The 25,589-nt window shown below is 63.6% G+C and carries 22 protein-coding genes; 15 read left to right on the top strand and 7 right to left on the bottom strand.

Translation table 11 applies throughout. The annotated features are described in order from the left end of the window. Positions 1-192: 192 nt before the first annotated feature. Positions 193-2,082 (top strand): sigma-54-dependent Fis family transcriptional regulator, encoded by a 1,890-nt coding sequence (locus AAEZ08_RS09745; protein WP_500124167.1) that lies wholly within the window; start codon positions 193-195, stop codon positions 2,080-2,082. 48 nt (positions 2,083-2,130) lie between these two features. Here the strand turns inward: AAEZ08_RS09745 and AAEZ08_RS09740 are convergent, their stop codons facing one another. The 7 genes from AAEZ08_RS09740 to AAEZ08_RS09710 all read right to left on the bottom strand — a co-directional run bounded on the left by AAEZ08_RS09740 (position 2,131) and on the right by AAEZ08_RS09710 (position 11,770). Then, positions 2,131-3,195 carry a hypothetical protein gene (locus AAEZ08_RS09740; RefSeq protein WP_500124166.1) on the bottom strand — a complete coding sequence of 355 codons (1,065 nt, stop codon included), beginning with the start codon at positions 3,193-3,195 and terminating at the stop codon, positions 2,131-2,133. Between the two features lie 3 nt (positions 3,196-3,198). After that, positions 3,199-3,447, bottom strand: a complete 249-nt coding sequence (locus tag AAEZ08_RS09735; protein ID WP_500124165.1) for an acyl carrier protein — start codon at positions 3,445-3,447, stop codon at positions 3,199-3,201. Beyond that, positions 3,444-5,345, bottom strand: coding sequence for an HAD-IIIC family phosphatase (locus tag AAEZ08_RS09730; RefSeq protein WP_500124164.1), 1,902 nt, complete (start codon positions 5,343-5,345; stop codon positions 3,444-3,446). Before AAEZ08_RS09730 ends, AAEZ08_RS09735 begins: the two co-directional genes overlap by 4 nt. A 21-nt stretch (positions 5,346-5,366) precedes the next feature. Beyond that, positions 5,367-6,905, bottom strand: a complete 1,539-nt coding sequence (locus AAEZ08_RS09725) for an MBOAT family O-acyltransferase (protein WP_500124163.1) — start codon at positions 6,903-6,905, stop codon at positions 5,367-5,369. Positions 6,906-7,340: 435 nt separating this feature from the next. After that, complete coding sequence (locus AAEZ08_RS09720) at positions 7,341-7,571, bottom strand: hypothetical protein (protein ID WP_003285701.1); 231 nt, start codon at positions 7,569-7,571, stop codon at positions 7,341-7,343. 139 nt (positions 7,572-7,710) lie between these two features. Then, the gene (locus tag AAEZ08_RS09715) at positions 7,711-8,379 is read right to left on the bottom strand and encodes a response regulator (protein WP_058065741.1); all 669 of its coding nucleotides are present in this window, start codon (positions 8,377-8,379) and stop codon (positions 7,711-7,713) included. Continuing rightward, positions 8,366-11,770, bottom strand: a complete 3,405-nt coding sequence (locus AAEZ08_RS09710; RefSeq protein WP_500124162.1) for a hybrid sensor histidine kinase/response regulator — start codon at positions 11,768-11,770, stop codon at positions 8,366-8,368. Before AAEZ08_RS09710 ends, AAEZ08_RS09715 begins: the two co-directional genes overlap by 14 nt. A 415-nt stretch (positions 11,771-12,185) precedes the next feature. Here AAEZ08_RS09710 and urtA point away from each other — a divergent pair, with 415 nt between their 5' ends. The 14 genes from urtA to AAEZ08_RS09640 all read left to right on the top strand — a co-directional run bounded on the left by urtA (position 12,186) and on the right by AAEZ08_RS09640 (position 25,562). Continuing rightward, positions 12,186-13,355, top strand: a complete 1,170-nt coding sequence (gene urtA, locus AAEZ08_RS09705) for an urea ABC transporter substrate-binding protein (RefSeq protein ID WP_376781327.1) — start codon at positions 12,186-12,188, stop codon at positions 13,353-13,355. Positions 13,356-13,418: 63 nt separating this feature from the next. Continuing rightward, on the top strand, positions 13,419-14,336 hold the full coding sequence (gene urtB, locus AAEZ08_RS09700) for an urea ABC transporter permease subunit UrtB (protein ID WP_058065738.1): 918 nt from the start codon (positions 13,419-13,421) through the stop codon (positions 14,334-14,336). 46 nt (positions 14,337-14,382) lie between these two features. Continuing rightward, complete coding sequence (urtC, locus tag AAEZ08_RS09695; RefSeq protein ID WP_500124161.1) at positions 14,383-15,579, top strand: urea ABC transporter permease subunit UrtC; 1,197 nt, start codon at positions 14,383-14,385, stop codon at positions 15,577-15,579. Beyond that, a complete protein-coding gene (gene urtD, locus AAEZ08_RS09690; protein ID WP_038661820.1) occupies positions 15,576-16,328 on the top strand; it encodes an urea ABC transporter ATP-binding protein UrtD in 753 nt (250 codons plus the stop codon). The genes urtC and urtD overlap by 4 nt, the downstream gene beginning before the upstream one ends. Before the next feature lie 143 nt (positions 16,329-16,471). After that, positions 16,472-17,161 carry an urea ABC transporter ATP-binding subunit UrtE gene (gene urtE / locus AAEZ08_RS09685; protein WP_023443812.1) on the top strand — a complete coding sequence of 230 codons (690 nt, stop codon included), beginning with the start codon at positions 16,472-16,474 and terminating at the stop codon, positions 17,159-17,161. Positions 17,162-17,455: 294 nt separating this feature from the next. After that, positions 17,456-18,685: a formamidase gene (gene fmdA, locus AAEZ08_RS09680; RefSeq protein WP_014819851.1), complete on the top strand. Its 1,230-nt coding sequence runs from the start codon at positions 17,456-17,458 to the stop codon at positions 18,683-18,685. Between the two features lie 78 nt (positions 18,686-18,763). After that, on the top strand, positions 18,764-19,111 hold the full coding sequence (locus AAEZ08_RS09675; protein ID WP_058065735.1) for an FmdB family zinc ribbon protein: 348 nt from the start codon (positions 18,764-18,766) through the stop codon (positions 19,109-19,111). A gap of 99 nt (positions 19,112-19,210) precedes the next feature. Further along, positions 19,211-20,251: an aliphatic amidase gene (locus tag AAEZ08_RS09670; protein ID WP_500124160.1), complete on the top strand. Its 1,041-nt coding sequence runs from the start codon at positions 19,211-19,213 to the stop codon at positions 20,249-20,251. A gap of 34 nt (positions 20,252-20,285) precedes the next feature. Beyond that, positions 20,286-21,323: an AAA family ATPase gene (locus AAEZ08_RS09665; protein ID WP_500124159.1), complete on the top strand. Its 1,038-nt coding sequence runs from the start codon at positions 20,286-20,288 to the stop codon at positions 21,321-21,323. A gap of 69 nt (positions 21,324-21,392) precedes the next feature. After that, a complete protein-coding gene (locus AAEZ08_RS09660) occupies positions 21,393-22,268 on the top strand; it encodes a YihY/virulence factor BrkB family protein (protein ID WP_003285702.1) in 876 nt (291 codons plus the stop codon). 155 nt (positions 22,269-22,423) lie between these two features. Beyond that, positions 22,424-23,539 (top strand): N-acetylglucosaminyl phosphatidylglycerol synthase, encoded by a 1,116-nt coding sequence (gene gpgS, locus AAEZ08_RS09655; RefSeq protein WP_003285703.1) that lies wholly within the window; start codon positions 22,424-22,426, stop codon positions 23,537-23,539. Then, positions 23,532-24,293: an N-acetylglucosaminyl phosphatidylglycerol deacetylase gene (gpgD, locus tag AAEZ08_RS09650; RefSeq protein WP_003285704.1), complete on the top strand. Its 762-nt coding sequence runs from the start codon at positions 23,532-23,534 to the stop codon at positions 24,291-24,293. Before gpgS ends, gpgD begins: the two co-directional genes overlap by 8 nt. Continuing rightward, a complete protein-coding gene (gene gpgF / locus AAEZ08_RS09645; RefSeq protein WP_003285705.1) occupies positions 24,290-25,282 on the top strand; it encodes a glucosaminyl phosphatidylglycerol flippase in 993 nt (330 codons plus the stop codon). The genes gpgD and gpgF overlap by 4 nt, the downstream gene beginning before the upstream one ends. Positions 25,283-25,370: 88 nt before the next feature. After that, positions 25,371-25,562, top strand: coding sequence for a CsbD family protein (locus AAEZ08_RS09640; protein WP_003285706.1), 192 nt, complete (start codon positions 25,371-25,373; stop codon positions 25,560-25,562). Positions 25,563-25,589 lie beyond the last annotated feature (27 nt).

Here is a 25,589-nt window from a genome sequence, read left to right as displayed (position 1 = left end):
GCCAGCAAGCGGCGCACCGCGTCGTGGCTGGCCTGGAGTCGTATCGGGACTGGCCGGTCGGGACTGCGCTGCGCCATCCCTGGCGCGGCGGGGGTGACACTCTGTACCAGCCGTGGCACAGCATGCGGCGGCCGGGCGATTGGCCTATGCTGAGCGCGAAACCGCCTCGAAACATTGCGGAGAACAACAAGAATGACCTCTCGCCTCAGTCAGCACGCGCACCAGGTCCTCAGCTTCGGTGAAGGCGCCGCAGCCAGCCAGGGCCCCGCTGCCGATCCCGCCATAGCGCGCTCCTGGCGCCGTTGCCTGGAACAGCATCAGCTCGACCCGACCAGCCCGCGTGCGCCCTGCGTGATCGAGCGTCCGCGACTGAACGAGCACCGCGAGCGGCTCGATCGGGTTATCGCTGTCGCCCACTGGCAGATGAACAGCCTGCACCAGCAGCTGGGCAGCAGCGGCCACGCAGTATTGCTGACCGATGCCAGCGGCGTGGTGATCGACAGCGTGGCCGATCAGGCCGAGCGTGCGGAATTCCAGCGCGCCGGGCTCTGGCTCGGTGCGGTGTGGAACGAGGCGACCGAGGGCACCAATGGTGTCGGCCTGTGCCTGCTGGAGCGCCAGGCGCTGACCATTCGGCGTGACGAGCACTTCCGTGGCCGGCACGCAGCACTGACCTGTTCGGCGAGCCCTGTGTTCGATGCCGAAGGCGGTTTGCTTGCCGTACTCAATGTGTCGTCGGCGCGCGAAGACCTGTCGCGCCAGCGGCGTTTTCACACCATGGCGCTGACCAATCTCTCGGCCAAACTCATCGAGAGCTGCTTCTTCCTGCAGCATTGCGAGGGCGACTACCTGCTGCGCTTCCATGCCCAGCCCGAATACATCGGCCTGCTCAGCGAAGGCCTGCTGGCGTTCGATGGCGACGGGCGCATCACGACCATCAACGAAACCGCGCTGAACCTGCTCGCCGGTAACCGCGAGGCGCTAGTGGGCCAACCGCTGGAAACTGTTCTGGATGTGCGTCTGGAGCAATTGCTGCAGCGCGCCAGGCCGCAGCCCGGCACCTGCTGGCCGCTGCATACCCACGCCGGTCAGCGGTTGTACTGCCAGTTGCGCGGACCGCAGATGCGCGTGGTGGTCGCGCCGCCGAAAGAAGCGGCAGAGCTGGTCGGTGGTTTCTGTCTGCTCGATCCGTCGATGTGCGCGGGTTTCGGCCGTGCGCTGAAGGTTCTCGAGCGAGACGTGCCGGTGCTGCTGCAAGGTGAAACCGGCACCGGCAAGGAGGCGTTCGCCAGCGCGCTGCATCGCGCCAGCAGCCGCGCCGGCCGACCGTTCGTGGCGCTCAACTGCGCGGCGATTCCCGAGACGCTGATCGAAAGCGAACTGTTCGGCTATCGCGGCGGCAGCTTCACCGGCGCGCGGCGCGAGGGCATGGTCGGCAAGCTGGAGCAGGCCAACGGCGGGATTCTCTTTCTCGACGAGATCGGCGACATGCCGCTGGCGCTACAGACGCGCTTGCTGCGTGTGCTGGAGGAGCGCAAGGTCACGCCACTTGGTGCGGCCATGCCGACCGAGCTGAACATCCGTCTGATCAGCGCCAGCCATCATGACCTGCGCGCGCTGGTGGCCGGCGGTGCGTTCCGTGAAGACCTGTATTACCGGCTCGGCGGGCTGATGGTCGCGTTGCCGCCGTTGCGCGAGCGCAGCGACAAGGAGGCGTTGCTCGATCATCTGTTGGCGGAAGAAGCCCAAGGCGAGGTGATCTGCCTCGAGCCGGCTGCACGGCAGGCCTTGCTGCGCTACAGCTGGCCGGGCAACGTGCGGCAGATGCGCAATCAGCTGCGCACGTTGGTAGCCCTGAGCGAGCAGGGTCGCATCGGGCTGGACGAAGTGCTTGCCGTGCTGCCGGTCGAAATGGGCGAGGTCGAGGTACCGCGCGACCCGTTGCAGTCGGCCGAGCGCGAGGCGCTGCTCACGGTGCTACGCGAACGGCACTGGCAGGTCAGTCGGGTGGCGGAACAGCTGGGGATCAGTCGCAATACGCTCTATCGCAAGCTGCGCAAACACGGCATTTCGCGCAACTGATTCGCTGAGCGTACTGAGCAACGGACGCACGGCACCTCCGCTCGCGGTTTACGGTGCAGCGAGGGCGCCGTTGCCGGCCAGCACTGATCTGCCGATCCGGGCCTGCTCCGCTTCGCGCAGCCGCTCGGCCAGCGCCTCGGAAAACCCCTGCACGGCGGACCAGCGCAGGTGAATGGCGTCGACGAACGCCGCCGGTGGGGCGACCCATTCGCGATCGGCGTTCCAATACTGCGCGCCCCCATTGCCGGCAATGGCCGCATTCAGCTTGGCGTCGAAACGGGCAAGAAAACTACCGTCGCCGTCGACCTTGGCTTTCCACTGCGGGTGTAGCGGTGTCGACACTACGAGAAGCTGGCGTTGCTCCTGCTGCAGGCGTTTCGATAGCTCTCCCAGCGCGACAAAGCAGCTGTCATCCAACGCGTCCGGTTTGTCGTAGAACAGACCACGGTCGCCCCGTGGCTCGAGCGGCCCGTCGCCGTGACGGGTGAATACCAGCGGGTCCCATTCGATCTCGTTGGCCCGCTGCGCCTTGACCGTCTGCGCATTGCGCAACAGCGAACGCGGCGAGAAGTAGCGCATGTAGTAACCCCAGCGTGAGGCCCGCTGATAAACGTAGTGATCGGCATCCTCGCGGTCGAACACCGCATCCGGCACTTTCCAGCAGCCGGCGAAGTCCAGCGGATCGACGATCATCACCACTTGGCGGACGCTCGGTTCACGATCCAGCAGCCAGTTGGCGACATAGGTCGACTGGTTGGCGTGCAGGCCGCAGAACGCACCGTTGAGCGGGCGCAGGCCCGGGGTCTGCTTGATCAGCACGTCACCATCGACATGGCGCCAGGCGACCGAGGAACCGACGATCAGCAGGTTCGGATCGGCAATGGGGTTGTGCCGCAGAAAGTGCAGCTTTTCATCCACGCACAGGCTGTTGGAGAAGGCCGGTGGCGGCAGGTTGTCGGTGTGATTGAGCCAGGCGAGCAGGGCGGCAAAGCCGCCGAGCATCCCGAACAGCCCGGCGAACATGCCCAGCAGGTAGCCGGCACGGAACGGCCGCCGGTCTGCCTCGGCCCGGGCGGCATCACCGCCCGGGCATGTATCGACGGATCTGGCCATGGCTCAACGCCCTCCGAGTTTGGTCTGGATCAGTTGCGCGAAGTGGCCGACGTTCTTCAGCGATTCCAGTTCGGCGGTGCGGAACTTGATGCCGAAGCGTTGCTCGGCGGCCACGATCAGCAGGACATGGGTCTGGCTGTCCCAGCCATTGATGTCGTCGGCGGTGGTTTCGGGCGTGAGGACGATATCGTCATCGTCGAACACGTCGTGGAAGACCTGGGTCAGCGCCTGGAGAATTTCCCTTTCGTTCATGCTTGCACCTGGATGTGGTGGTTGATGGAAGCGCGCGAGGCCAGCTCGTAGCGCCAGAAACTTGCATCGGTAGGGGCGTTGGCAGGGTTGGGGCGCTGCTCGAAGCCCAACCGCGGGTAGTGCTCGGCGACCATGCCGTTGCGTTCGGTGGGGCGGTATTCGCCAACCAGGGCACGCCAGCCGGCAGCCGCGGCCGCCTCGGCCAGCACTTCCAGCACCGCCGCCTCGACCTGACGGCCCAGCACGCGGCAGCTCATCAGCCAGCTGTCGATCAGCAGCTCATCGGCTCCGAGAGCTGCATCGGGTCTTGCCAGCACCACGCTGATCAGGCCGTTGTCACCGAACTTGTCCTCCAGCCGCAGGGCCAGCACGATGGCTTGCGGATCGTTGGCCATGCGCTCGACTTCGGCTTCGGTATAGCGGCGGGTGGTGAGATTGAACTGGTTGGTCTTGTTGATCAGCTGGGTGGCGCGGGCCAGCTCGGCGGCGCCGATGCGGCTGACGCGCAGCACCATCTGCAGCCCGCGCAGGTAGCCCTCCATGTCAGTCGCCTGGCCCAGCGCGGCCTTGCGTTCGGCATTCAGCGCATAGCTGCGGCCGCGCTCGGCGTCGTCGGAGGTAAAGGACACGGCCTCGAAATAGCCCGCCGCGGCGATGCGCGCGGGGTAATCGGCGACATCGTCGGGCAGTTCCGGTACGGCGACTTCCGGCAGCTCGCGGCGCACGATGTCGCGCTCGGCGGGGTTGTCGTCGACGAACACCAGGCTGTCCAGACCGATATCGAGCATGCTCGCGATGCGCCGCAGGTTGCCGGCCTTGTCTTCCCAGTTGGCGACGAATGCCGCGATATCGCTGCGCTTGAGTGCCATTTCCGGATGCGCGAATGCCGCCTCGGCGACGTGCAGGTCGTTCTTGCTGCACACCGCGAGGATCACCCCGCGGCGCGCCAGTTGCGCGGCGTAACGCTGGAAGGCGAGAAACGCCTCGCCGCTGGGGCTGCCCTGGCCGAGCTGGATACCGTCGATGCCGTCATCACCGATCACACCGCCCCAGAGGGTGTTGTCCAGATCGAGTACCAGGCATTTGCGCGAAAGCCCGGCAGTTGCCGCTGCGATCCGCGCCAGATGTTCGCCATATAGCGGTGCCAGGGGCGGGCTGACCAGCTGCTTGGCCTGATGCCAGCGCACCGGCTCGGCCAGGCCGTCGCCATAAGCGGCTGCGTGCCAGGCCAGATCGAGCAGCAGCACGCCATCCTCGCGGGCAGCGGCGCGGATGGCCGCATTCAACCGTTCGATGACTGCCCGTGGCGAAGCCGGCACCAGTGCTTCGTAAGAGCCGAACAGTGGCGGCGCGACCGACACCAGGGTTTGCTGCACCACTTGCGCGGCAAATCGCTCGCGAGCCCGACGCCAGAGCATGCGCAGTTCCTCGACGCGCTCCGCCACCGCGGCATCCACCTCCGCTTGGCCTGCCTGCAAGGGCAGTTGCAGCGGCGCGTCATGGGCGTCCAGCGCCAGCAGCACCAGCTGTGGGGCGAAGGCGTTTAGCGCCGGGTCATCGGCCAACAGTGCCTGGCGGTACATGCCATAGGGAGCAACGTGCAGTGACAGCGCCAGCCGTCGCTGCAGCCCGGCCACGCGGATAGCCGGCAGCAGGTGGTCGACCGTATGCGAGGACAGCAGTGCCACCCGCAGCGGCGTCAGTCGTGCCGCCGCGGCATGCTGTTCGATGCCGGCGGCGGCCAGCTTGTCCAGCCGTGCGGTCAGGGTGAAATCCCGTTGAAAGGTCGCCAGCCGCGCGGCTTCGTGCAGGCGCGGGAGCGGGTCATCGATACGTTTGGCTTGGCTGACCGCGGCGGAGAGATCCGGGTGCGGCGGCAGCCAGGAAAGTTGTTGCATGCCTGTGACTCCTTGTCGTGGTCAGAACTGGAAGTAGAGGAATTCGGTCGGCGCCATGGAAAAGGCGATCGCCAGGGCGAAGAAACCGAGCACACCAATCGCCATGCCGTGGATTGCCGTCGGGCGCCAGGCGCTGACCGGCAGCAACCGCTCGGTCCAGTGCGGCTGGGCCTGGAAGTTGAGCGCGGTTCGGAAATGGCCCATCCACTGCTGCACGTTCGGCATGCCCCAGACGAACACCAGCAATGCGGCGATATAGACGAAGTCGGAGCGATCCATCGCCGTGCTGATCGGGCTCAGGCCGAGCATGCCGGCGAGGATCGCCATGGCGGTCGGCACGTCGCTGGCGCGGAAGAACACCATAGCCACCACCACGCAGCCAAAGGTCAGGGAGACGGCCGCCGCCTTGTGCCACCAGATGTCGCTGTCCAGCTTCCAGCCCTGACGTGCCTTCCAGGCACGCCAGCCGTGGGCGACCACCAGATAGAAGCCATGCAGCAGGCCGAAGGCGACGAAGTGCCAGCCGGCGCCGTGCCAGATGCCGGAGATGAACATGGTGAACACGGTGGGGTAGGCAACCAGTGCGAAGAAGGTGCCGGCAGTCATCTTGCCCCGTCGCGGCTGCGGCTTGCCGGCCGCCATGCGCGCGCGGGTCACGCGCAGCACGATAGGGTTGTAGATGTAGGCCGTGAGAAAACGCGTCAACGTCATGTGCCAGCGCGACCAGTAGTCGATGACGTTGCGCGCCTTGAACGGGCTGTTGAAGTTGGCCGGCAGGCTGATGCCGAACAGCAGCGCCAGGCCGATGGCCATGTCGCTGTAGCCGGAGAAGTCGAAGTAGATCTGCAGTGTGTAGGTCAGCGCGCCGGTCCAGGCATCGTAGAACGCCGGGATGGTGCCGTCGGCAGCCAGGCTGAAGACCGGCGTGGCCTTTAGCGCGAGGGTGTCGGCGATCACCACCTTCTTGAACAGGCCGAGCAGAAACACCGTGGCGCCCAGCGACAGGTTGTCGATGCGCGCGCGGAAGCTGTCGCGGTCGTTGAACTGCGCAAGCATCTCACCGTGGTGGGTGATCGGCCCTGCGATCAGCTGCGGAAAGAAGCTGATGAACAGGCAATAGTTGGCGAAGTCGTGTTCTTCCACCACGCCATCATGGGCATCGACTAGGTAGGCGATCTGCTGGAAGGTGAAGAAGGAGATCGCCAGCGGCAGGATGATGTCTTCCACCCGCCAACCGAGATCCAGCGCCGCATCCAGCGTGCCGAGTAGAAAACCGGTGTACTTGCAGTAGACCAGCAGCAGCACGTTGGCCGCGACCGCCAACCCGAGCACCAGGCGTGAGGGGTGCCGGCGCAGGTAGCCACCGAGCAGATAGTTGACCAGCATGCTGCCGACCAGCAGCGGTACATAGACCGGGTTCCACCAGCCGTAGAACACCAACGAGACGACGGTCAGCCAGATCACCGCGAGCCGCTGTCGGCCCGATCCGGTCAGCACGAAGAATCCAATCAACACCACCGGAAGAAATCCGGCGATGAAATCCACTGAATTGAAAAGCATCTTCCCTATCCCTGCTCAGCGTACGTGCATCGCTGCTCAGGCCGTCTATGCGACGGAGCGGACATCCTCCCTGGTCCGTGTGCTGCAGTCGCGCTACCGGGATTTCATCCTCGCTCCGGTGTCGCGGCATCCTCGGTCCCTTGGCGGATGCATCGCTCGGGTGACAGTCTTTCGACTGGCATCCTCTGAGCTCCTATGGCTCCGACTGGAAGATGTAAAAAAAAGTTTCAGATTCGGGCGGTACCGTTGGGCGTCCAGTTGACGCAGGGCAAACAGCCCCTTGCTGGCGCGCCCTGCAGCTTGTTCCCGTCGGTCGGTAAAGTTCCCCATGGCTAATTTGAATGGCGTCGGCGCCGCTCATCGAACCAATAAAAAGGCCGACTGCGACGGATGGAATTCCGTCAGCCAGTCGGCCTGGAGACCGCCCGCAGTGTCTTAGCGGGCGGTGCTTAGCCCTACGCTACGCGCTCGCTGGGCCGGTTTCGGCCTTGCGCTAGGCGGCTCTATCTTGCTCTGCAGGTGCCTTATCGTGCGCTTGAGGCGCTGCACCTTGTCTTCCAGTTGGAAGACCTTGCGATTGTTGTAGAACATGCCCAGCACGAATCCCACCGAAGTGAAAACCAGGCCATAAATGAGTGCGGCTTCATAGAGATAGCTGGAAAACATCCTGTCATCCTCTGCGGGTAATGGCGGCATCGCACGATGCGTAATGCGGCCCAGAACGGCCTGATGCCAATCTGCCCCTATGTGACATGGCGCACATTAAAATCGTTCCCGACTGGTGCGCACTCCGGGAATGCCAAGCTCAGCGGGCGGACGCCGACATTGCGATGGCGGCGGCGGCCGTTCGCGTCTCGACGCCGAGTTTCACGTAGACATGTTCCAGATGCTTGTTCACTGTCCGCGGGCTAAGCCCGAGGATGTCGCCGATATCGCGGTTGGTCTTGCCGCAGGAGACCCAGTGCAGAACTTCAACTTCTCGCCCGGTCAATTGATAGCGCTGGGTTAGCATGGCCTGAATCTGCCTGTTATCTGCGGGGAGCGTCTGAGTTGAGATAAGGCGAGCGTTCTGCAGGGCGCGGGCAGTGCGTAGGTGTGCAGCCACTCGGGCCAACACCTGTTCCGGGTGGATAGGCTTGGTCACGTAGTCGATGCCGCCGGCCTCGAAGCCGGCGAGCACATGCTCGCTTTCGGTCAGGGCTGTCATGAACAGCACCGGCACGTCTTCCAGCTCGGCCTGCGCCTTGATCCGGCGGCAGGTATCGAAACCGTCGAGCCCGGGCATCATGGCGTCGAGCAGAACGATGTCCGGCTTCAGCCGCTGCATTCGCTCCAGCGCGCTGAGGCCGTCCAACGCCACCAGCACCATGTAGCCGGCCTGGTCGAGTGCGCCGGAGAGCAGGGCGAGGTTGTCAGGCACGTCATCGACGATCATCACGATGCCCTGGTTCTGCGGATGATCAGCTGGATGCATGGGTGTTCTCCATGGTCGTCTGAATCTCGTTGGTCATGGCCTGATCCAGGCGCTGGCCCAGTTCGTTCAACTGGAAGCGCCTGGCCAGCTGGCGCAGTTCCTGGAGTTGCGCGGCGGCGGCGGGCAGGTCGTGTTCGAGTCGGTCGAGCAGCTCCAGCACGCCACGCACATATCCGAGCGAAGCCTGCTGTTGCAGCGCGTGCAGTGCATCAAGCGGCAGGGCGGCGACCATCGACGCGGAGGCGTCCGCATCGCGCCTGACCCAGTCCAGCGCCAGCTGCTGACGAATCTTGTCCAGCAGCACCGGGGCGTGCACCGGTTTGGGCAGGTAGTCGCTGCAATCGGCAGCGACGCTGGCGCCGTCTACGAAGGCATTGGCGGAAATGACGATGATCGGTGCCGTCGAACCCACCGAGCGGCGAATCAGCCGGGCGGTCTGCCAGCCGTCGAGCTGCGGCATGGAAAGGTCCATCAGGATCAGCTCGGGGTTGTGCAGCGAAACCTGGCTAAGCGCTTCCTGGCCGTTGCTGGCCATGAGTATCTCGAAGCCCAGCGGCTCGAGCATGCCGGCCAGCACCTTGCGGTGTTCGATGTGGTCGTCGACCACCAGCACGCGGCGGCGCGGGCCGTGGTAGCCGATGATGTCGTGTTCGACATGGACCACCGCCTGCGGCACGCGCACTTCGGAGAGGAACAGGCGCAGCTGAAAAACGCTGCCGCGACCTTGCTCGCTTTTCATCGACAGCTCGCCGCCCATCAATGCGGTGAGCATGCGGGTGATGGTCAGGCCGAGGCCCAGACCGCTGTCCTGACGCAACGGATTACCGCGCTCGAACGGCTGGAACAGGCGCTCCACCTGTTCGGGGGCGATGCCGATACCGGTGTCGGCGATCTCGAAGGTCGCGGTTTCACGCAGGTAGCTGGCGCGCAGGGTGATGCTGCCAGCGTCGGTGTAACGAACCGCGTTGCCGAGCAGGTTGATGAGAATCTGCCGCACGCGCTTCTCGTCGCCGCGCACAACGGCCGGGATGCGGCCCTGGGTTTCGAAGTGGAAGCGCAGACCCTTTTCCTCGGCCTGTGGCGCGATCATCTGGCGTAGTTGCAGGAGAAATTCGGGAAAGGCGATCTCGGAGGGCTCCAGATTGAGTTTTCCGGCCTCGATCCTGGCCACGTCGAGCAGCCCGTCGATCAGCGAGAGCAGGTGAGCGCCGCTGCGATGGATGGTGCCCAGCGCTTCCTTGTGTCGCGTAGGCAGCTCACCGTCGCGCAACAGGATCTGCGCGTAGCCGAGGATGCTGTTGAGCGGCGTGCGCAGCTCATGGGACAGGCCGGTCACATAGCGGCTCTTGGCGGCATTGGCTGCCTCGGACGCCTCCTTGGCCTTCTGCAGCTGTTCGTCTGTCTTGCGGTGGGCTTCGATTTCCTGCATCAGCAGGTGGGTCTGGCGATCCGATTCCTGCTGGGCGACGTGGCGACTTTCGCGGGTCAGCACCACCCACCAGGCGAGAATGCCGGCGAACAACGAGAGCACTAGGAACGCCTTGAGAAATGCCTGATAAAGGGTTTCTCCCGCCTCCTGCGGGCTGGCCACGACGCTCGGCGAGACCTGGCTGTAGATCAGCCAGAGCGCCAGCGAAAGCAGGCCGATGATCAGGCCGAGTACTCCGAGGTAGTGCGCCAGGCGGGTGTGCAAGCGTGGGATGGACACCTGCGGGAAGGCCCAGCGAACGAAGTTGTCCCACTGCGCCGAAAGGCGCGCGTGCGGCTTGCACAGGTCGTCGCATCGGGCATCGAGCGAGCAGCACAGCGAGCAGATCGGCGCACCGTAGGCAGGGCAGAAGGCGGTGTCCGGCTCCTCGAAGGGGTTGCTGCATAGCACGCAGGCGATCTTGCCGCGCTCGGTATAGGGGTAGAGCAGCTCTGGCTGGCGTTTACGGGCGATATAGAAACGCCCACCGGTGAGCCAGGCGATCAGCGGCGCGCAGATCAGTGCGGTGCCCAGCGCGATCATCGGCGAGGCTGCCTGGGCCAGTGCACCGAGCACGCCGCTGTGGGCGAGGATCGACAGCAGCGAGGCGATCAGCATCGCGCCGACACCCACCGGGTTGATGTCGTAGAGGTGTGCGCGCTTGAATTCGATCTGCCGCGGCGACAGGCCCAGCGGCTTGTTGATCACCAGGTCGGCGACCAGCGCGCCGATCCAGGCGATGGCCACGTTGGCATACAGCCCGAGCACCTGCTCGATGGCGTCGAACACGCCCAGCTCCATCAGCATCAGCGCGATCGACACGTTGAATACCAGCCAGACCACCCGCCCCGGATGGCTGTGGGTGACGCGCGCGAAGAAGTTCGACCAGGCCAGGGAGCCGGCATAGGCATTGGTTACGTTGATCTTCACCTGCGAGACGATGACGAACAGCACCATGGCGCCCAGCGCCCATTCCGGCGAGGCGAACACATAGCTGAAGGCCACCAGATACATCTGCGTCGGTTCGGCCGCCTTGTCCACCGGGATTTCGTGCTGCAGCGCGAGAAAGGCGAGAAAGGCGCCGGCGAGCATCTTCAGCGCGCCGGGGATGATCCAGCCGGGGCCGGCGGCAAGCATCGCCAGCCACCAGCGGACGCGGTTCTGCCGTGTTTTCTCGGGCAGGAATCGCAGGTAGTCGACCTGCTCGCCGATCTGTGTGATCAGTGCCAGCGCCACCGTGCAGGCGGCGCCGAAGGACAGCAGGTTGAACGAGCCACCGTCGCCTTCGCGGCCGGCGAAACTGGTCAGATCGCTCAGCGCCTCGGGGTTCTTGGCGATGACGAAGATGTAGGGCAGCAACAGCAGGATCAGCCAGACCGGTTGCGTCCAGAGCTGCAGGCGGTTGATCAGGGTGATGCCGTAGGTCACCAGCGGCACGATGATGATCGAACAGACCACATAGGCGAGCGCCAGCGGGATGCCGAAATACAGCTCCAGCGCCAGCGCCATGATCGCCGCTTCGAGGGCGAAGAACAGGAACGTGAAGCTGGCGTAGATCAGCGAGGTGATGGTCGAGCCGATGTAGCCGAAGCCGGCGCCGCGGGTCAGCAGGTCCATGTCCACGCCGTAGCGCGCCGCGTAGTAACTGATCGGCAACCCGGTGAGGAAGATCACCAGCGCCACCGCAAGGATCGCCCAGAGCGTATTGGTGAAACCGTAGGAAAGGGCCAGCGTGCCGCCGATGGCTTCCAGGGCCAGGAACGAAACCGCACCGAGCGCGGTGTTGGCGATACGAAATTCCGACCACTTGCGAAACGACTTGGGGGTAAAACGCAGGGCGTAGTCTTCCAGCGTCTCGTCGGCGACCCAGCTGTTGTAGTCGCGGCGAATCTTGACGATGCGCTGTGTGCCTGTGATCTGCACGCTGGCGGCCCCGGCTGGTTGTCGTTTCCCTGGTTTGAGCAACTTCCGTGCCCCCGTTCGGCACTGCTGATGACCCGCGGCGAAGCACCAGAACGCATGCCCGCGCAGCGCTGCCGTGATCGGCAGGGGCGAGGGTTGCCGCTGCTGCCGTGCTCCATACCGGCGCAAGGATGCACCAGCAATGCACCTGCTACGGATACGTCAGATGACGTACCCGCTTACGTCATCCTGCGTATACCCCGGCCAGACAGCCGAGCCCATTCTTGCTCCCGACCCGATGCCGGCACGCAGCAGCAGTGTTGCGGCAAGCCAAGCACGGCCCACCGAGACAGGAGCAATCATCATGGAATCAAAACTGACGGGTTCGTCACGCCGCCTTCCCCGCCGGCTTGCGCAGGGGGCTGCGGCACTCTCGATGCTGGCAATGAGCATCTTCGCCTCGAGCGCCAGCGCCGAGGTCAACACCACCGGCTTGGCGGTCACCGATACGGAAGTGGTGGTCGGGCAGCTGCATTCGGCGACGGGCACCATGGCCATCTCCGAGACCGGTTCTATCCAGGCCGAGCGACTGGCCATCGAGCAGATCAACGCGGCAGGCGGCATCCTTGGCCGGCAGATCAAGGTGGTGCAGGAAGACGGCGCGTCCGACTGGCCGACCTTCGCCGAAAAGGCCAAGAAGCTGCTGGAGCGCGACAAGGTCGCCGCGGTATTCGGCTGCTGGACCTCGGCCTCGCGCAAGGCAGTGCTGCCGATCTTCGAGCGGGAGAACGGGCTGCTCTACTACCCGACCTTCTATGAAGGCCTGGAGCAGTCGAAGAACGTCGTCTACACCGGCCAGGAGGCCACCCAGCAGATCCTCGCCGGCCTCGACTGGGTCGCCAAGGAGAAGGGCGCCAAGACCTTCTACCTGCTCGGCTCGGACTACATCTGGCCGCGCACCTCGATGAAGATCGCCCGCAAGCACATCGAGAACGTGCTCGGCGGCAAAGTGGTGGGCGAGGAGTACTACCCGCTGGGCAATACCCAGTTCGGCTCGCTGACCAACAAGATCAAGCTGAAGAAGCCTGACGTGATCTTCGCCGCCGTGGTCGGTGGTTCCAACGTCGCCTTCTACAAGCAGCTCAAGGCCGCCGGCATCACCGCGGACAAGCAGACCCTGCTGACCCTCTCGGTCACCGAGGACGAACTGCTCGGCATCGGTGGCGAGAACATGGCCGGCTTCTACGCCTCGATGAAGTACTTCCAGAGCCTCGACAACCCGAACAACGCCGAATTCGTCAAGGCCTTCAAGGCCAAGTACGGCCAGGACGCGGTGATCGGCGATGTCACCCAGGCCGCCTATCTCGGCCCATGGCTGTGGAAGGCCGCGGTCGAGAAGGCCGGCAGCTTCGACGTCGACAAGGTGGTCGCCGCCTCCGCCGGGCTGGAGCTGAACACCGCGCCCGAAGGCTACGTGAAGGTGCACGAAAACCAGCACCTGTGGAGCAAGACGCGCATCGGCCAGGTGCAGGCCGACGGCCAGTTCCAGGTGGTCTTCGAGTCTGACCTGATCGAGCCGAATCCCTTCCCGAAAGGCTACCAGTAACCCTCTAAGCGCCGCGTGCCGGCAGGCCCGCGGCGATCTCTTTTGCCATCAGGAGACATCATCATGGAATGGCTATCGGAGTTTGGTGCCATCGCGGCCATGCAGGGTTTCAACGGCTTGTCGGTGTTCTGCGTGCTGCTGCTGATGGCTCTGGGTCTGGCGATCATCTTTGGCCAGATGGGCGTGATCAACATGGCCCATGGCGAGTTCCTCACCGTGGGTGCCTACACCACCTATCTGGTTTCGGTGCTGACGCTCAAGTACCTGCCTGAGCTGCAGCCCTACTATTTCTTCGTCGCCATCGCGCTGTCATTCGTGATTGCCGGTGCGCTTGGCTGGCTCGCCGAATGGGCGCTGATCAGCAAGCTCTATCACCGCCCGTTAGACACGCTGCTGGCGACCTGGGGGCTGTCGCTGGTGATGCAGCAGGCGTTCCGTTCGATCTTCGGTGCGCGCGAGGTCAGCGCCACGCTGCCGGATTGGCTGATGGGGTCCTGGATGCCCACTGACACCATCGACATTCCGCTCAACGGGCTGTTCGTGATGGCGCTGACACTGCTGCTCACCACGGCGATCTTCGTCCTTATGTACCGCTCGCGCTGGGGCCTGCAGGTGCGCGCCACGGTGCAGAACCGGGTGATGGCGCGTTCGGTGGGGATCAACACCAAGAAGGTCGACCGCATGACCTTCGCCCTGGGCTGCGGCGTGGCAGGGGTCGCCGGCGCGGCGTTCACCACCATCGGTTCGACGGGCCCGACCTCCGGTTCGCTGTACATCGTCGACACCTTTCTGGTGGTGGTCTTCGGCGGCGCGGCCAGTCTGTTCGGCACCATCGCCTCGGCGTTCTCCATCGCCCAGGCGCAATCGATGGCCGAGTTCTTCATCAGCGGCTCGATGGCCAAGGTGCTGACCCTTTCTGCGGTGATCCTGATCCTCATGCTGCGTCCGCAGGGGCTGTTCACGGCCAAGGTGCGCAAATGATGAACAGTTTTTTGGTGGCGATGGCGAACGACGTGAGGGCCAAGGCATGAACTCGACACTCGATAAATTCTTCGGCGGAAAGCAGGGCGGCATCGGTCTGCTGATCCTCGCGGCGCTGCTCCTGCTGGCGTTTCCGCTGCTGCTCGACAGCTTCCGCCTGAACATGGTGGGCAAGTACCTGACCTACGCCTTCGTTGCCGTGGGCCTGGTGCTCTGCTGGGGCTACGGCGGCATTCTCAGCCTGGGGCAGGGGATCTTCTTCGGCCTCGGCGGCTACTGCATGGCGATGTTCCTCAAGCTCGAGGCATCCGATCCGGAAAGCACCAGGATCCAGTCCACGCCCGGCATCCCTGACTTCATGGACTGGAACCAGATCACCGAACTGCCGTTGTTCTGGCAGCCCTTCCAGAGTTTCGGCTTCACCCTGCTCGCCGTGGTCGCGGTGCCGGCGATTCTTGCACTGATCATCGGTGTGGCGATGTTCAAGCGCCGGGTGGGTGACGTGTACTTCTCCATCGTCACCCAGGCCATCGCGGCGATCCTGACCATCCTGATCATCGGCCAGCAGGGCCTGACCGGCGGGGTGAACGGCATCACCGACCTGAAGACGCTGCTCGGCTGGGACATTCGCACTGACGAGGCGAAGAGCATCCTCTACTTCGTCAACGCGGCGCTGCTCATCGGCTGCATCCTGATCGGGCGCTTCATCCTCGCCTCGAAGCTCGGGCGCCTGCTGATGGCCATGCGTGACAAGGAGGAGCGAGTGCGCTTCTCCGGTTACGACGTGGCCAGCTTCAAGATCTTCGTGTTCTGCGTGGCAGCGAGCTTCTCGGCCATCGGCGGGGCGATGTTCACCCTGCAGGTGGGCTTCATGTCGCCGAGCTTCGTCGGCATCGTGCCGTCGATCGAGATGGTCATCTTCGCCGCCGTGGGCGGGCGCATGTCGCTGCTCGGTGCGGTGTACGGCGCGCTGCTGGTCAACTACGGTAAGACCGTGTTCTCCGAGAGCTTCCCCGAACTCTGGCTGTACTTCATGGGTGGCCTGTTCATCGCGGTGGTCATGTATTTCCCCAACGGTCTGGCAGGCCTCTGGCAGAGCCATGCCCGCCCCTGGCTGGCGCGTGTGCGGCTGCCGGATCGGCGCCAGCCATTGATGAAGCCCAAGCCGCCGGCAGAGCAGCCGGGTGCGGGCGGCGCGACGATTGAAGCGGTTCCCGCCAAGCAACTGGAGAGCACGCCATGAGTGGATTTCAGATGCCCAAACCGGTGCTGGCCATCGAGGGCCTGACCGTTTCCTTCGATGGTTTCAAGGCTGTCGATGACCTGAACCTCTATCTGGACCGCAACGAGGTACGCGTGGTGATCGGCCCCAACGGTGCCGGCAAGACCACGGTGCTCGACCTGATCTGCGGGAAGACCCGCGCCACCGGCGGCTCGATCCAGTTCGACGGGCGCGAGCTGACGAAGATGAAGGAGTTCGACATCGTTCGCGCCGGGGTAGGGCGCAAGTTCCAGAACCCGTCGATCTACGAAAACCTCAGCGTGTTCGAGAACCTGGAAATGTCCTATCCGGCCGGGCGCAAGGTGTTCGGCGCGCTGTTCTTCAAGCGCAGTGCCGACGTCGTCGCCCGGGTGGAGGAAATCGCGGCGGAAATCGGCCTGACCGGGCAGTTGTACAGCGAGGCAGGGCTGCTCTCCCACGGCCAGAAACAGTGGCTGGAGATCGGCATGCTGCTGATGCAGGACCCGGAGTTGCTGATGCTCGACGAGCCGGTGGCGGGCATGAGCGTCAGCGAGCGGGCTCAGACCGCCGAGCTGCTCAAGCGCATCAGCCAGGGCCGGTCGGTGCTGGTGATCGAGCACGACATGGAGTTCGTCAAGAGCATCGCCCACAAAGTCACAGTGCTGCACCAGGGCAAGGTGCTGGCCGAGGGCAGCATGGAGGCGGTGCAGAGCAATCCCAAGGTCATTGAGGTTTATCTGGGGCATTGAGGCGGTGCGGGCCCTGGCACGCGTGGATAACGCTTTGCGGTTATCGACGCTACGCCGACGGCTGGCCCGCGCACCCTAGGGTGGGCATCGCCGCAGGCATGTCCACGCGTGTCGCACCCGACAGGTACAAACAGGAGTTCAGCATGTTCCAGATCAGCAGCCTCGCTTCGGGCTACGGCCAGAGTCAGATCCTTCATGACCTCAATCTCAAGGTCGAAAAGCAGGAAATCGTCGCGGTCATGGGCCGCAACGGCATGGGCAAGACCACCCTGTTCAAGACACTGATGGGTATCGTCCCGCAGACGGCAGGCAGCGTGCAGGTGGATGGGCAGGAAGTCGCCGGGCTGGAGACTCATCAACGGGTCGCCAGCGGTGTGGCCTACGTGCCTCAGGGGCGGATGATCTTTCCCAGCATGACGGTGCTGGAGAACATTCAAACGGGTTTGCCGGCAGCCGCAGGCGGCAAGGTGCCGGATGATCTCTACGCGCTGTTCCCGGTACTGCACGACATGCGCAAGCGCAAGGGCGGCAACCTGTCCGGCGGCCAGCAACAGCAGCTGGCGATTGCCCGGGCACTGGCGACCAATCCCAAGGTACTGCTACTGGATGAGCCGACGGAGGGCATCCAGCCGTCGATCATCAAGGACATCGCGCGCACGCTGAAGGAGATCCGCTCGCTTCGCGATCTGACCATCGTGGTTTCTGAGCAGGTGCTGTCATTCACCATGGAAATCGCCGACCGCTTCCTGGTCATCGAGAAGGGCCGCTTCGTGCTGGAGGAAAGCGCAGCCAATGCCGACGAGGCGACCATCAGTCGTTACCTGTCGGTGTAAGGGCGCGCTGTCCCTGGGCGCGGCATGGTTGCGAACTGCGCAGGCTGGTTTCGCGGCCCAGGCCCGTTCATGTGGCGATAGAGCAGTGTGATTTCTCACTTTTCCTGATCGCCAGGCCGGTGTGTGTTTCATGCGCACCGGCTTTCGCCTGCCTGTCCAATAGACCTGAAGACCGCGCATTTGCTGGCTCCGGGCATACGTCATCCAACGTATTTCAGAAAAGCTGGCGACGGAAAAGACTAGCTCCGTGTTCAGCGCAACGCTGATGTCCTTCCAACGCAAAGGAGCTTCGTCATGACCGATACCCTGATCAAGGTCGACTTGAATCAGCCTGCCACCGAGAACGAGCAGATCCACAACCGCTGGCATCCGGACATTCCGATGGCCTGCTGGGTCAAGCCGGGTGACGACTTCATTCTCGAAACCTATGACTGGACCGCAGGCGCGATCAAGAACGACGATGATGCATCCGACGTGCGCGACGTCGACCTGACCACGGTGCACTACCTGTCCGGCCCGGTCGGGGTCGAGGGCGCCGAGCCGGGCGACCTGCTGGTGGTGGACCTGCTCGACATCGGTGCCAAGCAGGACTCGCTGTGGGGCTTCAATGGCTTCTTCTCGCAGCAGAACGGCGGCGGCTTCCTGACCGACCACTTCCCTCACGCGCAAAAATCCATCTGGGATTTCCAGGGCCTGTTCACCAGCTCCAGGCACATCCCAGGCGTGCGTTTCGCCGGGCAGATCCATCCCGGCCTGATCGGCTGCCTGCCGGACCACAAGATGCTGGCGACCTGGAACGAGCGCGAGCAGGGCCTGATCGACACCAATCCCAACCGCGTCCCGCCGCTGGCCAATCCGACATTCGCCGCTACCGCACACATGGGCAAGCTCACCGGCGAGGCGCGTGACAAGGCCGCGGCCCAGGGCGCGCGTACCGTGCCGCCCCGCGAGCATGGCGGCAACTGCGACATCAAGGACCTTTCGCGCGGCTCGAAGATCTTCTTCCCGGTCTATGTCGATGGCGCCGGGCTCTCGGTCGGCGACCTGCACTTCAGCCAGGGCGACGGCGAGATTACCTTCTGCGGCGCCATCGAGATGGCCGGCTGGGTGCACATGAAGGTCGAGCTGATCAAGGGCGGCATGGCCAAGTACGGCATCAAGAACCCGATCTTCAAGCCCAGCCCCATCGTGCCGACCTACAAGGACTACCTGATCTTCGAAGGCATCTCGGTCGACGAGAGCGGCAAGCAGCACTATCTGGACGTCAACATCGCCTACAAGCAGGCCTGTCTGAACGCCATCAACTACCTGACCAAATTCGGCTACTCGCCGGCGCAGGGCTACTCGCTGCTCGGTTCGGCGCCAGTGCAGGGGCATATCAGCGGTGTGGTGGACATACCCAACGCCTGCGCCACGCTCTGGCTGCCGACCGAGATCTTCGAATTCGACATCCACCCGAACGCGTCCGGGCCGACCCGGTTCCTCGACGGCAGCATCGACCTGCCGATCGCCTACGACAAATGAGTTCGTTCATCCGGGCGGGGCAGGTGCTCTGGACGGCGGCCTGGCCCGCCCGGATGGAGGGACACGGAGGATGACGCGATGCCGATCTATGAATACGACTGCGACGCCTGCGGTGATTTCACCGCCCTGCGCCCGATGAGCGTGCGTAGCGAACCCTGCGATTGCCCGGCCTGTGGCACACCCAGCCCGCGGGTGATTCGCACCTCTCCAGGGTTGGCAACCATGGCCGGCAGCACCCGCGCGGCGCACGAGACCAATGAGCGCGCCAGCCACGCGCCCAAGACAGTCGCCGAGTATGCCGACAGCAAGCGCCACCCGGCTGGCTGCAGCTGCTGCGGCCCGAGCAAGCCGGTGGTACCGACCAAGGCCAATCCCCATGCGCTCAAGGCCAGCCCGTCGAACCGGCCGTGGATGATCAGCCACTGAGGCGTCACTTAACCTCGTTTAGGGCCTCGGCTGCAGCGCCGGGCAATGCGGCAAAAGCCGTTAACGAAGCACTGATTCGATAATCAAGGGGAGGCACCCATGCGTCACGGTGATATTTCCAGCAGTCCCGATACCGTCGGCGTAGCCGTCGTCAACTACAAGATGCCGCGCCTGCACACCCGCGCCGAGGTGCTCGACAACGCGCGCAAGATCGCCGAGATGATCAAGGGCATGAAGCTCGGCTTGCCGGGCATGGACCTGGTGGTATTCCCCGAGTACAGCACCATGGGGATCATGTATGACCCTGGCGAGATGATGGCCACCGCCGCGACCATTCCCGGTGAGGAAACCGCGATCTTCTCGGCTGCCTGTCGCGAGGCTCGGACCTGGGGCATCTTCTCGCTCACTGGAGAGCGCAACGAAGACCCGGGCAAGGCGCCTTACAACACGCTGGTGCTGATCGACGATCAAGGCGAGATCGTGCAGAAGTACCGCAAGTGCATTCCCTGGTGCCCGATCGAGGGCTGGTATCCGGGTGACCGCACCTACGTCAGCGATGGCCCCAAGGGCATGAAGATCAGCCTGATCATCTGCGACGACGGCAACTATCCCGAGATCTGGCGCGACTGCGCGATGAAGGGCGCCGAGCTGATCGTGCGCTGCCAGGGCTACATGTACCCGGCCAAGGAGCAGCAGGTGCTGATGTCCAAGACCATGGCCTGGGCCAACAACTGCTATGTAGCGGTGGCCAACGCTGCAGGCTTCGATGGCGTCTACAGCTACTTCGGCCATTCCGCGATCGTCGGCTTCGACGGGCGCACCCTGGGCGAGTGTGGTGAGGAAGAGATGGGCATCCAGTACGCCCAGCTGTCGATCTCGCAGATCCGCGACGCCCGTGCCAACGATCAGTCGCAGAACCACCTGTTCAAGCTGCTGCACCGCGGCTACACCGGCGTCTACAACTCCGGTGACGGTGACAAGGGGGTGGCTGACTGTCCGTTCGAGTTCTACCGCACCTGGGTGCTGGATGCGCAAAAGGCGCAGGAAAACGTCGAGGCCATGACCCGCACCACTGTCGGCGTCGCCGACTGCCCCGTGTACGAACTGCCGCACGCTGGGCGGGAGCGGACGCTGGGTTGAGGGGCGCACGTTCAATACTCTGCACCGGGGGCCCATGCCGTTCGTGAATGACCTGATCGATCACAACCGTACCCAGATCGCGCAAGCCAGTGATCGGGCGGGCCACGGGCCGATGCCGGCGTCGCGCTTCCTGTTCGACGTCGAGACCGTCATGACACTGCTGCGCAGTCGTATCGTTGGTCAGGATGCGGTGCTGGGCGAAATCGAGGCGATGCTTCGCGTGATCAAGGCCGGAATCGGCGATCCCGAACGTCCGCTGACGGTCAATCTCTTCCTCGGCCCGACCGGCGTTGGCAAGACCGAGATCGTCCGTCTGCTGGCCCAGGCCATTCATGGCAAGCCGGACGCCTTCTGCCGCATCGACATGAATACCCTGGCCCAGGAGCACTACGCCGCCGCGCTAACCGGAGCTCCGCCCGGTTACGTGGGTAGCAAGGAAGGTACGACCCTGTTCGACGCCGAGGCCATCGCCGGAAGCTTCAGCCGGCCCGGTATCGTGCTGTTCGATGAGCTGGAGAAGGCCAGTAGGGAAGTCGTGCGCAGCCTGCTCAATGTGCTGGATAGCGGACGACTGACCTTGGCTGCTGGCAACCGGACACTGGATTTCCGCAACGCGCTGGTGTTCATGACCAGCAATATCGGCTCACGGCAGGCTGCACGGTGGGAGCGCTGGCCGATACCGCCCATGGGCCGTGCCGCGTTGCGAAGCCGCAGCTTCGGGCAGGCGCTGCATCGGCATTTCGATCCGGAGTTCCTCAATCGCCTCGACCGCACGCTGCAGTTCGAGAGCATCCAGGGCGACCGACTGCTGGCGGTGCTTGATGTCGAGCTGGGCAAACTGGCACAGCGCCTGGCCCGACAGGGCGTACAGCTACAAGTCGATGACGCCGTAAAACGCGCCATCTGCCGCGTGCACGACTCGCGCTTCGGCGCGCGCGACCTCAGCCGGAGGGTGCGCGCGCGCCTCGAGCCAGCATTGGCGGAAGCCCTGTTGCGCGATCCCGCCGGGAGGGGATGGCGAGCGGTGCTGCACGAAGGTTCGATCCGCGTAGAGCCGCTTGCGAGCGACTAGCAGCGAACTCTCCAGCAGAGCGGTCGTCCCATTTTCTAGACCGCACATTCACCGACTGGGGAAATACTAATGGCCATGCTGGACACCCGCGGCATCGGGGCCTTCACCTTGTTAAAGCGAACCGTCAAGGAATTCGGCGACGACGACATGTCGACCTATGCCTCGGCGCTGGCGTATCGCGCCTTGTTCGCAATGTTTCCGTTCATGGTGTTTTTGATTGCCCTGCTGGGATTTCTCGACCTGCAGAATTTCTTCGATTGGTTGCGCTTGCAGGCCGAGCTGGCACTGCCTCCGATGGCCATGGAGCAGATTAATCCGGTGATTGAGCAACTGCAGGAGCAACAGGCCGGGTTGTTGTCCTTCGGTATTCTGGTGGCATTGTGGACCGCCTCCATCGGTTTCCGCTCGCTGATGATCGCTATGAACAAGGCCTACGACGTTGAGGAGGGGCGACCGAGCTGGAAGCTGATCCTGCTGTCACTGGCTTACACCGTGGGCGTGGCAATACTGCTGCTGTTCACCGCCGGACTGATGATTATCGGTCCGCAGGCCATGGAGTGGCTGGCTGGGCAAGTCGGCATGCGTGATGTGGTAGTGGTGCTTTGGACCTGGCTGCGTTGGCCGGTGATCGTGCTGATGCTGATGCTGGTGGTGGCACTGCTGTACTACGTTACGCCTGACGTGGAGCAGGACTTTCGCTTCATCACTCCCGGTTCGGTGATGGCCGTGCTGGTGTGGATCATCGCGTCGATCGGCTTCGGCATTTACGTGCAAAACTTTGCGGATTACAACGCCACCTACGGCAGCATCGGCGCCATCATCGTGCTGCTGCTCTATCTGTATATCTCCGCTGCTGTATTGCTGTTCGGTGCCGAGTTGAACGCGGTCATTGAGCACGCCTCGGTCGAGGGCAAGGACGAGGGCGACAAGCAGCTCGACAGCTGAGGCGCCGTCTGGCGCTCCGCGGCGAACAACCCTTGTACGTAACGGTCATCTATTTCATTACAGAATTATTCCGCAAGGATGCGGAGCAGGCCGCCATTGGGCGGCGTGGCCGGCGGTAGACCGGGTTCTGCAACGGAACGGACCGGAGAAGTACCTTGCATATCGCGGATGTGACCATGTTTTACGCGCCCGCTAGTGGTGGCGTGCGCACGTACCTCGAGGCCAAGCATCGCAGGTTGCAGCTCTATTCGGGCGTGCGCCATAGCATTCTGGTACCGGGCGATGACTACCACCATAACGATGGCATCTATCAGGTGCCGGCGCCCATTCTGCCGTTCGGCAAGGGCTATCGCTTTCCGATCAGACGTGCGCCTTGGCGCAACCTGTTGCGGTCTTTGCGACCTGATCTTATCGAGGTGGGTGACCCTTACATGACGGCCTGGGCGGCGCTGGACGCCGGGCGTCAACTGAATATTCCGGTGATCGGTTTCTATCATTCCGATCTGCCGCTGTTGGTCAGCAACCGCATCGGCGGCTGGCTAGGGCCCAATTTCAATGGGTACGTCTCGCGGCTGTACGGCAGCTTCGACCGGGTGCTTGCCCCCAGCGAAGTAATGGCTGACAAGCTGATTCACCTAGGCGTCAAGAATGTATTCGTGCAGCAGTTGGGGGTCGATCTGGATACCTTCTGCCCCGAGCGTCGTGATCCAAACCTGCGCCGCGAACTGGGGCTGGCCGACGACACCCGGTTGATGATTTTTGCCGGCCGCGGTTCGCGGGAGAAGAACCTGCATATCTTGCTAGAAACCGCGCGCCAGCTCGGCAGGCCCTACCACTTGTTGCTGGTGGGTTCGAGTATGCCGCAACGGGTGCCGGACAATGTCACTGTGATTGACCGCTTCTGTTCCGCCAGCGAAGTGGCGCGCTACATGGCTAGCTGTGATGTGCTGTTGCACGCAGGCAATCAGGAAACCTTTGGTCTGGTGGCGCTGGAGGCCATGGCCAGCGGCATTCCAGTGGTGGCCGCGCGTGCCGGAGCGCTGCCTGAGTTGGTGCCGTTCTACAGTGGGCGCCTATGCCGGCCGCTTGACCCGAGGGCCATGGCGCATACCGTGCGTGAATTGTTCGAGGACGACCCCAGGTTGCTGGGCGTGCAGGCGCGCCAACATGTCGAAGCTCATCATGCCTGGGATGCGGTGGTGGCAGGACTGCTCGCGCACTACCACGCTGTACTGGGAACGGCGGACGTACCGGTAGCCGTACATGGTTGAGGCTGCTCTGACGGTGGTGCTGCACGACGTGGCTGCGGAAACCTGGCCGGATTACCAGCCCTTCGTAGAGGCGGTGGACGCCATCGGCGGCGTGCCGATCACCTGGTTGGTGGTCCCGGATTTTCATCAGCGCAATTCGCTGGAGCAGCAACCGGATTTCTGCAATCTGCTGGATCAACGCGTGCAACGCGGTGATGAACTGGTGTTGCACGGCTGCTATCACGCCGATCTCGAGCCCGCGCCGAAGACACCGCGGGACTGGTTCATGCGCCGGGTGTACACCCATGAAGGCGAGTTCTACGGCCTGGACGAACAGGCGGCGGGTGAGCGCCTTGCGCATGGCCTGGAGTTGTTCCGGCGCCAGCAATGGCCGCTGCACGGCTTCGTCGCGCCCGCCTGGCTGATGAGCGAAGGAACGCGGCGAGCATTGGCCAGCAGCGATTTGGTCTATACCAGCGATCCGGGCCATCTTTATCTGCTGCCCGATTTCTCCGCGATCACCGCTCCTGGGCTTGTCTGGAGTGCTCGCAGCCCTTGGCGTCGTGGCGTGTCCTGGCTGGTCAGTGAACGCCAGCTACGGCAGAGTCGCAGCGCGCCATTGCTGCGCCTGGGCTTGCACCCGGTGGATATGCGCCATGAGTTTTCCCGTCGATACTGGCTCGGTGTACTCGAACGCTTGCTGCAGGAAGGTAGGCAACCGATGACCAAGATTGATTGGCTGCGCCAGTATCGGTCGAAGAGCGCCGTGGCATGAACCGCCGTTGGTGGATTATGGGCGGCGCGTTGCTCGGCGCGGCCATGGTGCCGCTGTTGCTTGGCGGCACCGGCCTGTTCGAGCGTCTGCGCAGTTTTCCCGGCAGCCTGCTGGCGATGATGCTCGGCATGATAGTCGTAGGGTGGAACCTCAATGCGCTGCGCTTGCGCTTGCTTCTGGGGCGTCGACTACTGGGCCAACGCCGCGCATTCGGCATCGTCGTCGCAACCGAGTTTGCCATTTGCGCGACGCCTGGCGGCGCGGGTGGGCCGCTGACGCTTATGGCACTGCTGATGCGCCAGGGCGTGGCGCCGGCCAAGGGCACAGCAACCTATGCCGTCGAGCAGCTGAGTGATCTGCTGTTTTTCGCCTGCGCATTAATAGGTGTGCTGTTCTATGCGTTGACCCACAAGCTGAACGCGCATATCGCCAGCCTGCTAGGTTTCAGTGTGGCGCTGCTCATCGGGGTACTGGTGCTGCTAGCACTGCTCGGGCGCTTTCATCGCCAGGTGTTTCTGCTCAACGGTTGGCTGGTCAGCCGCCTGGGTATGAAGCAGCCGCGCAAGCGCCGATGGGCTCGCAAGGTGCTGGGTTTCCGCAACGCGCTGATCGATTGCTTTCGCCTGCCGCGCCGGATCTTGCTGGCGGTATTCGGTCTCACCACGCTGCACTGGCTACTGCGTTTCAGCGTGCTGTACCTGACGCTGCAGGGGCTGGGCAGCGAACTGGCGTGGGCGTGGACGTTCCTCGTGCAGCTGTTGGCGCTGACTGCCGGCCAGCTCAGCCTGTTGCCGGGTGGAGCGGGCAGTGCAGAGTTGGCCTCGGCGGCGCTGCTGACGCCGATGGTGGGCAAGTCGACAACTGCAGCGGCGATTCTGATCTGGCGCTTCGTGACCTATTACTTCTACCTCATCGCCGGCGCGCCAGTGTTTATGCACCTGGCGGGGCGGCCGCTGCTGCGCCGATTGATGCCATCGCGTCACGTCTAAACCATCCCTGGGCCGATGGCCGGGGGAAACTATCGTTTCGATTGGGCGGTCCACTCTACGTCACCAATGAATAAGCTAGGAGTCCGCCATGAGCAGTACTGAAGACAAGATCAAGGGCAACACTAACGAAGCCGTTGGCAAGATCAAGCAAGGCGTGGGCGAAGCGACTGACAACGAGCGCATGAAAGGCGAAGGTCAGCGTCAAGAGATCAAGGGCGAAGCCCAACAGGTCAAGGGTGATGTGAAAGACACCCTGAAAAAAGGCATCGACAAGGCCTGATCTGTCACCGCCTAACGGCAGTACGAA

The sequence above is a fragment of the Pseudomonas sp. E45-MNA-CIBAN-0222 genome (assembly GCF_040310405.1).
Taxonomy (GTDB): domain Bacteria; phylum Pseudomonadota; class Gammaproteobacteria; order Pseudomonadales; family Pseudomonadaceae; genus Stutzerimonas; species Stutzerimonas stutzeri_AC.
The sequence above is the reverse complement of the archived record's forward strand: the minus strand, read 5'-3'. Positions and strand labels throughout refer to the sequence as shown.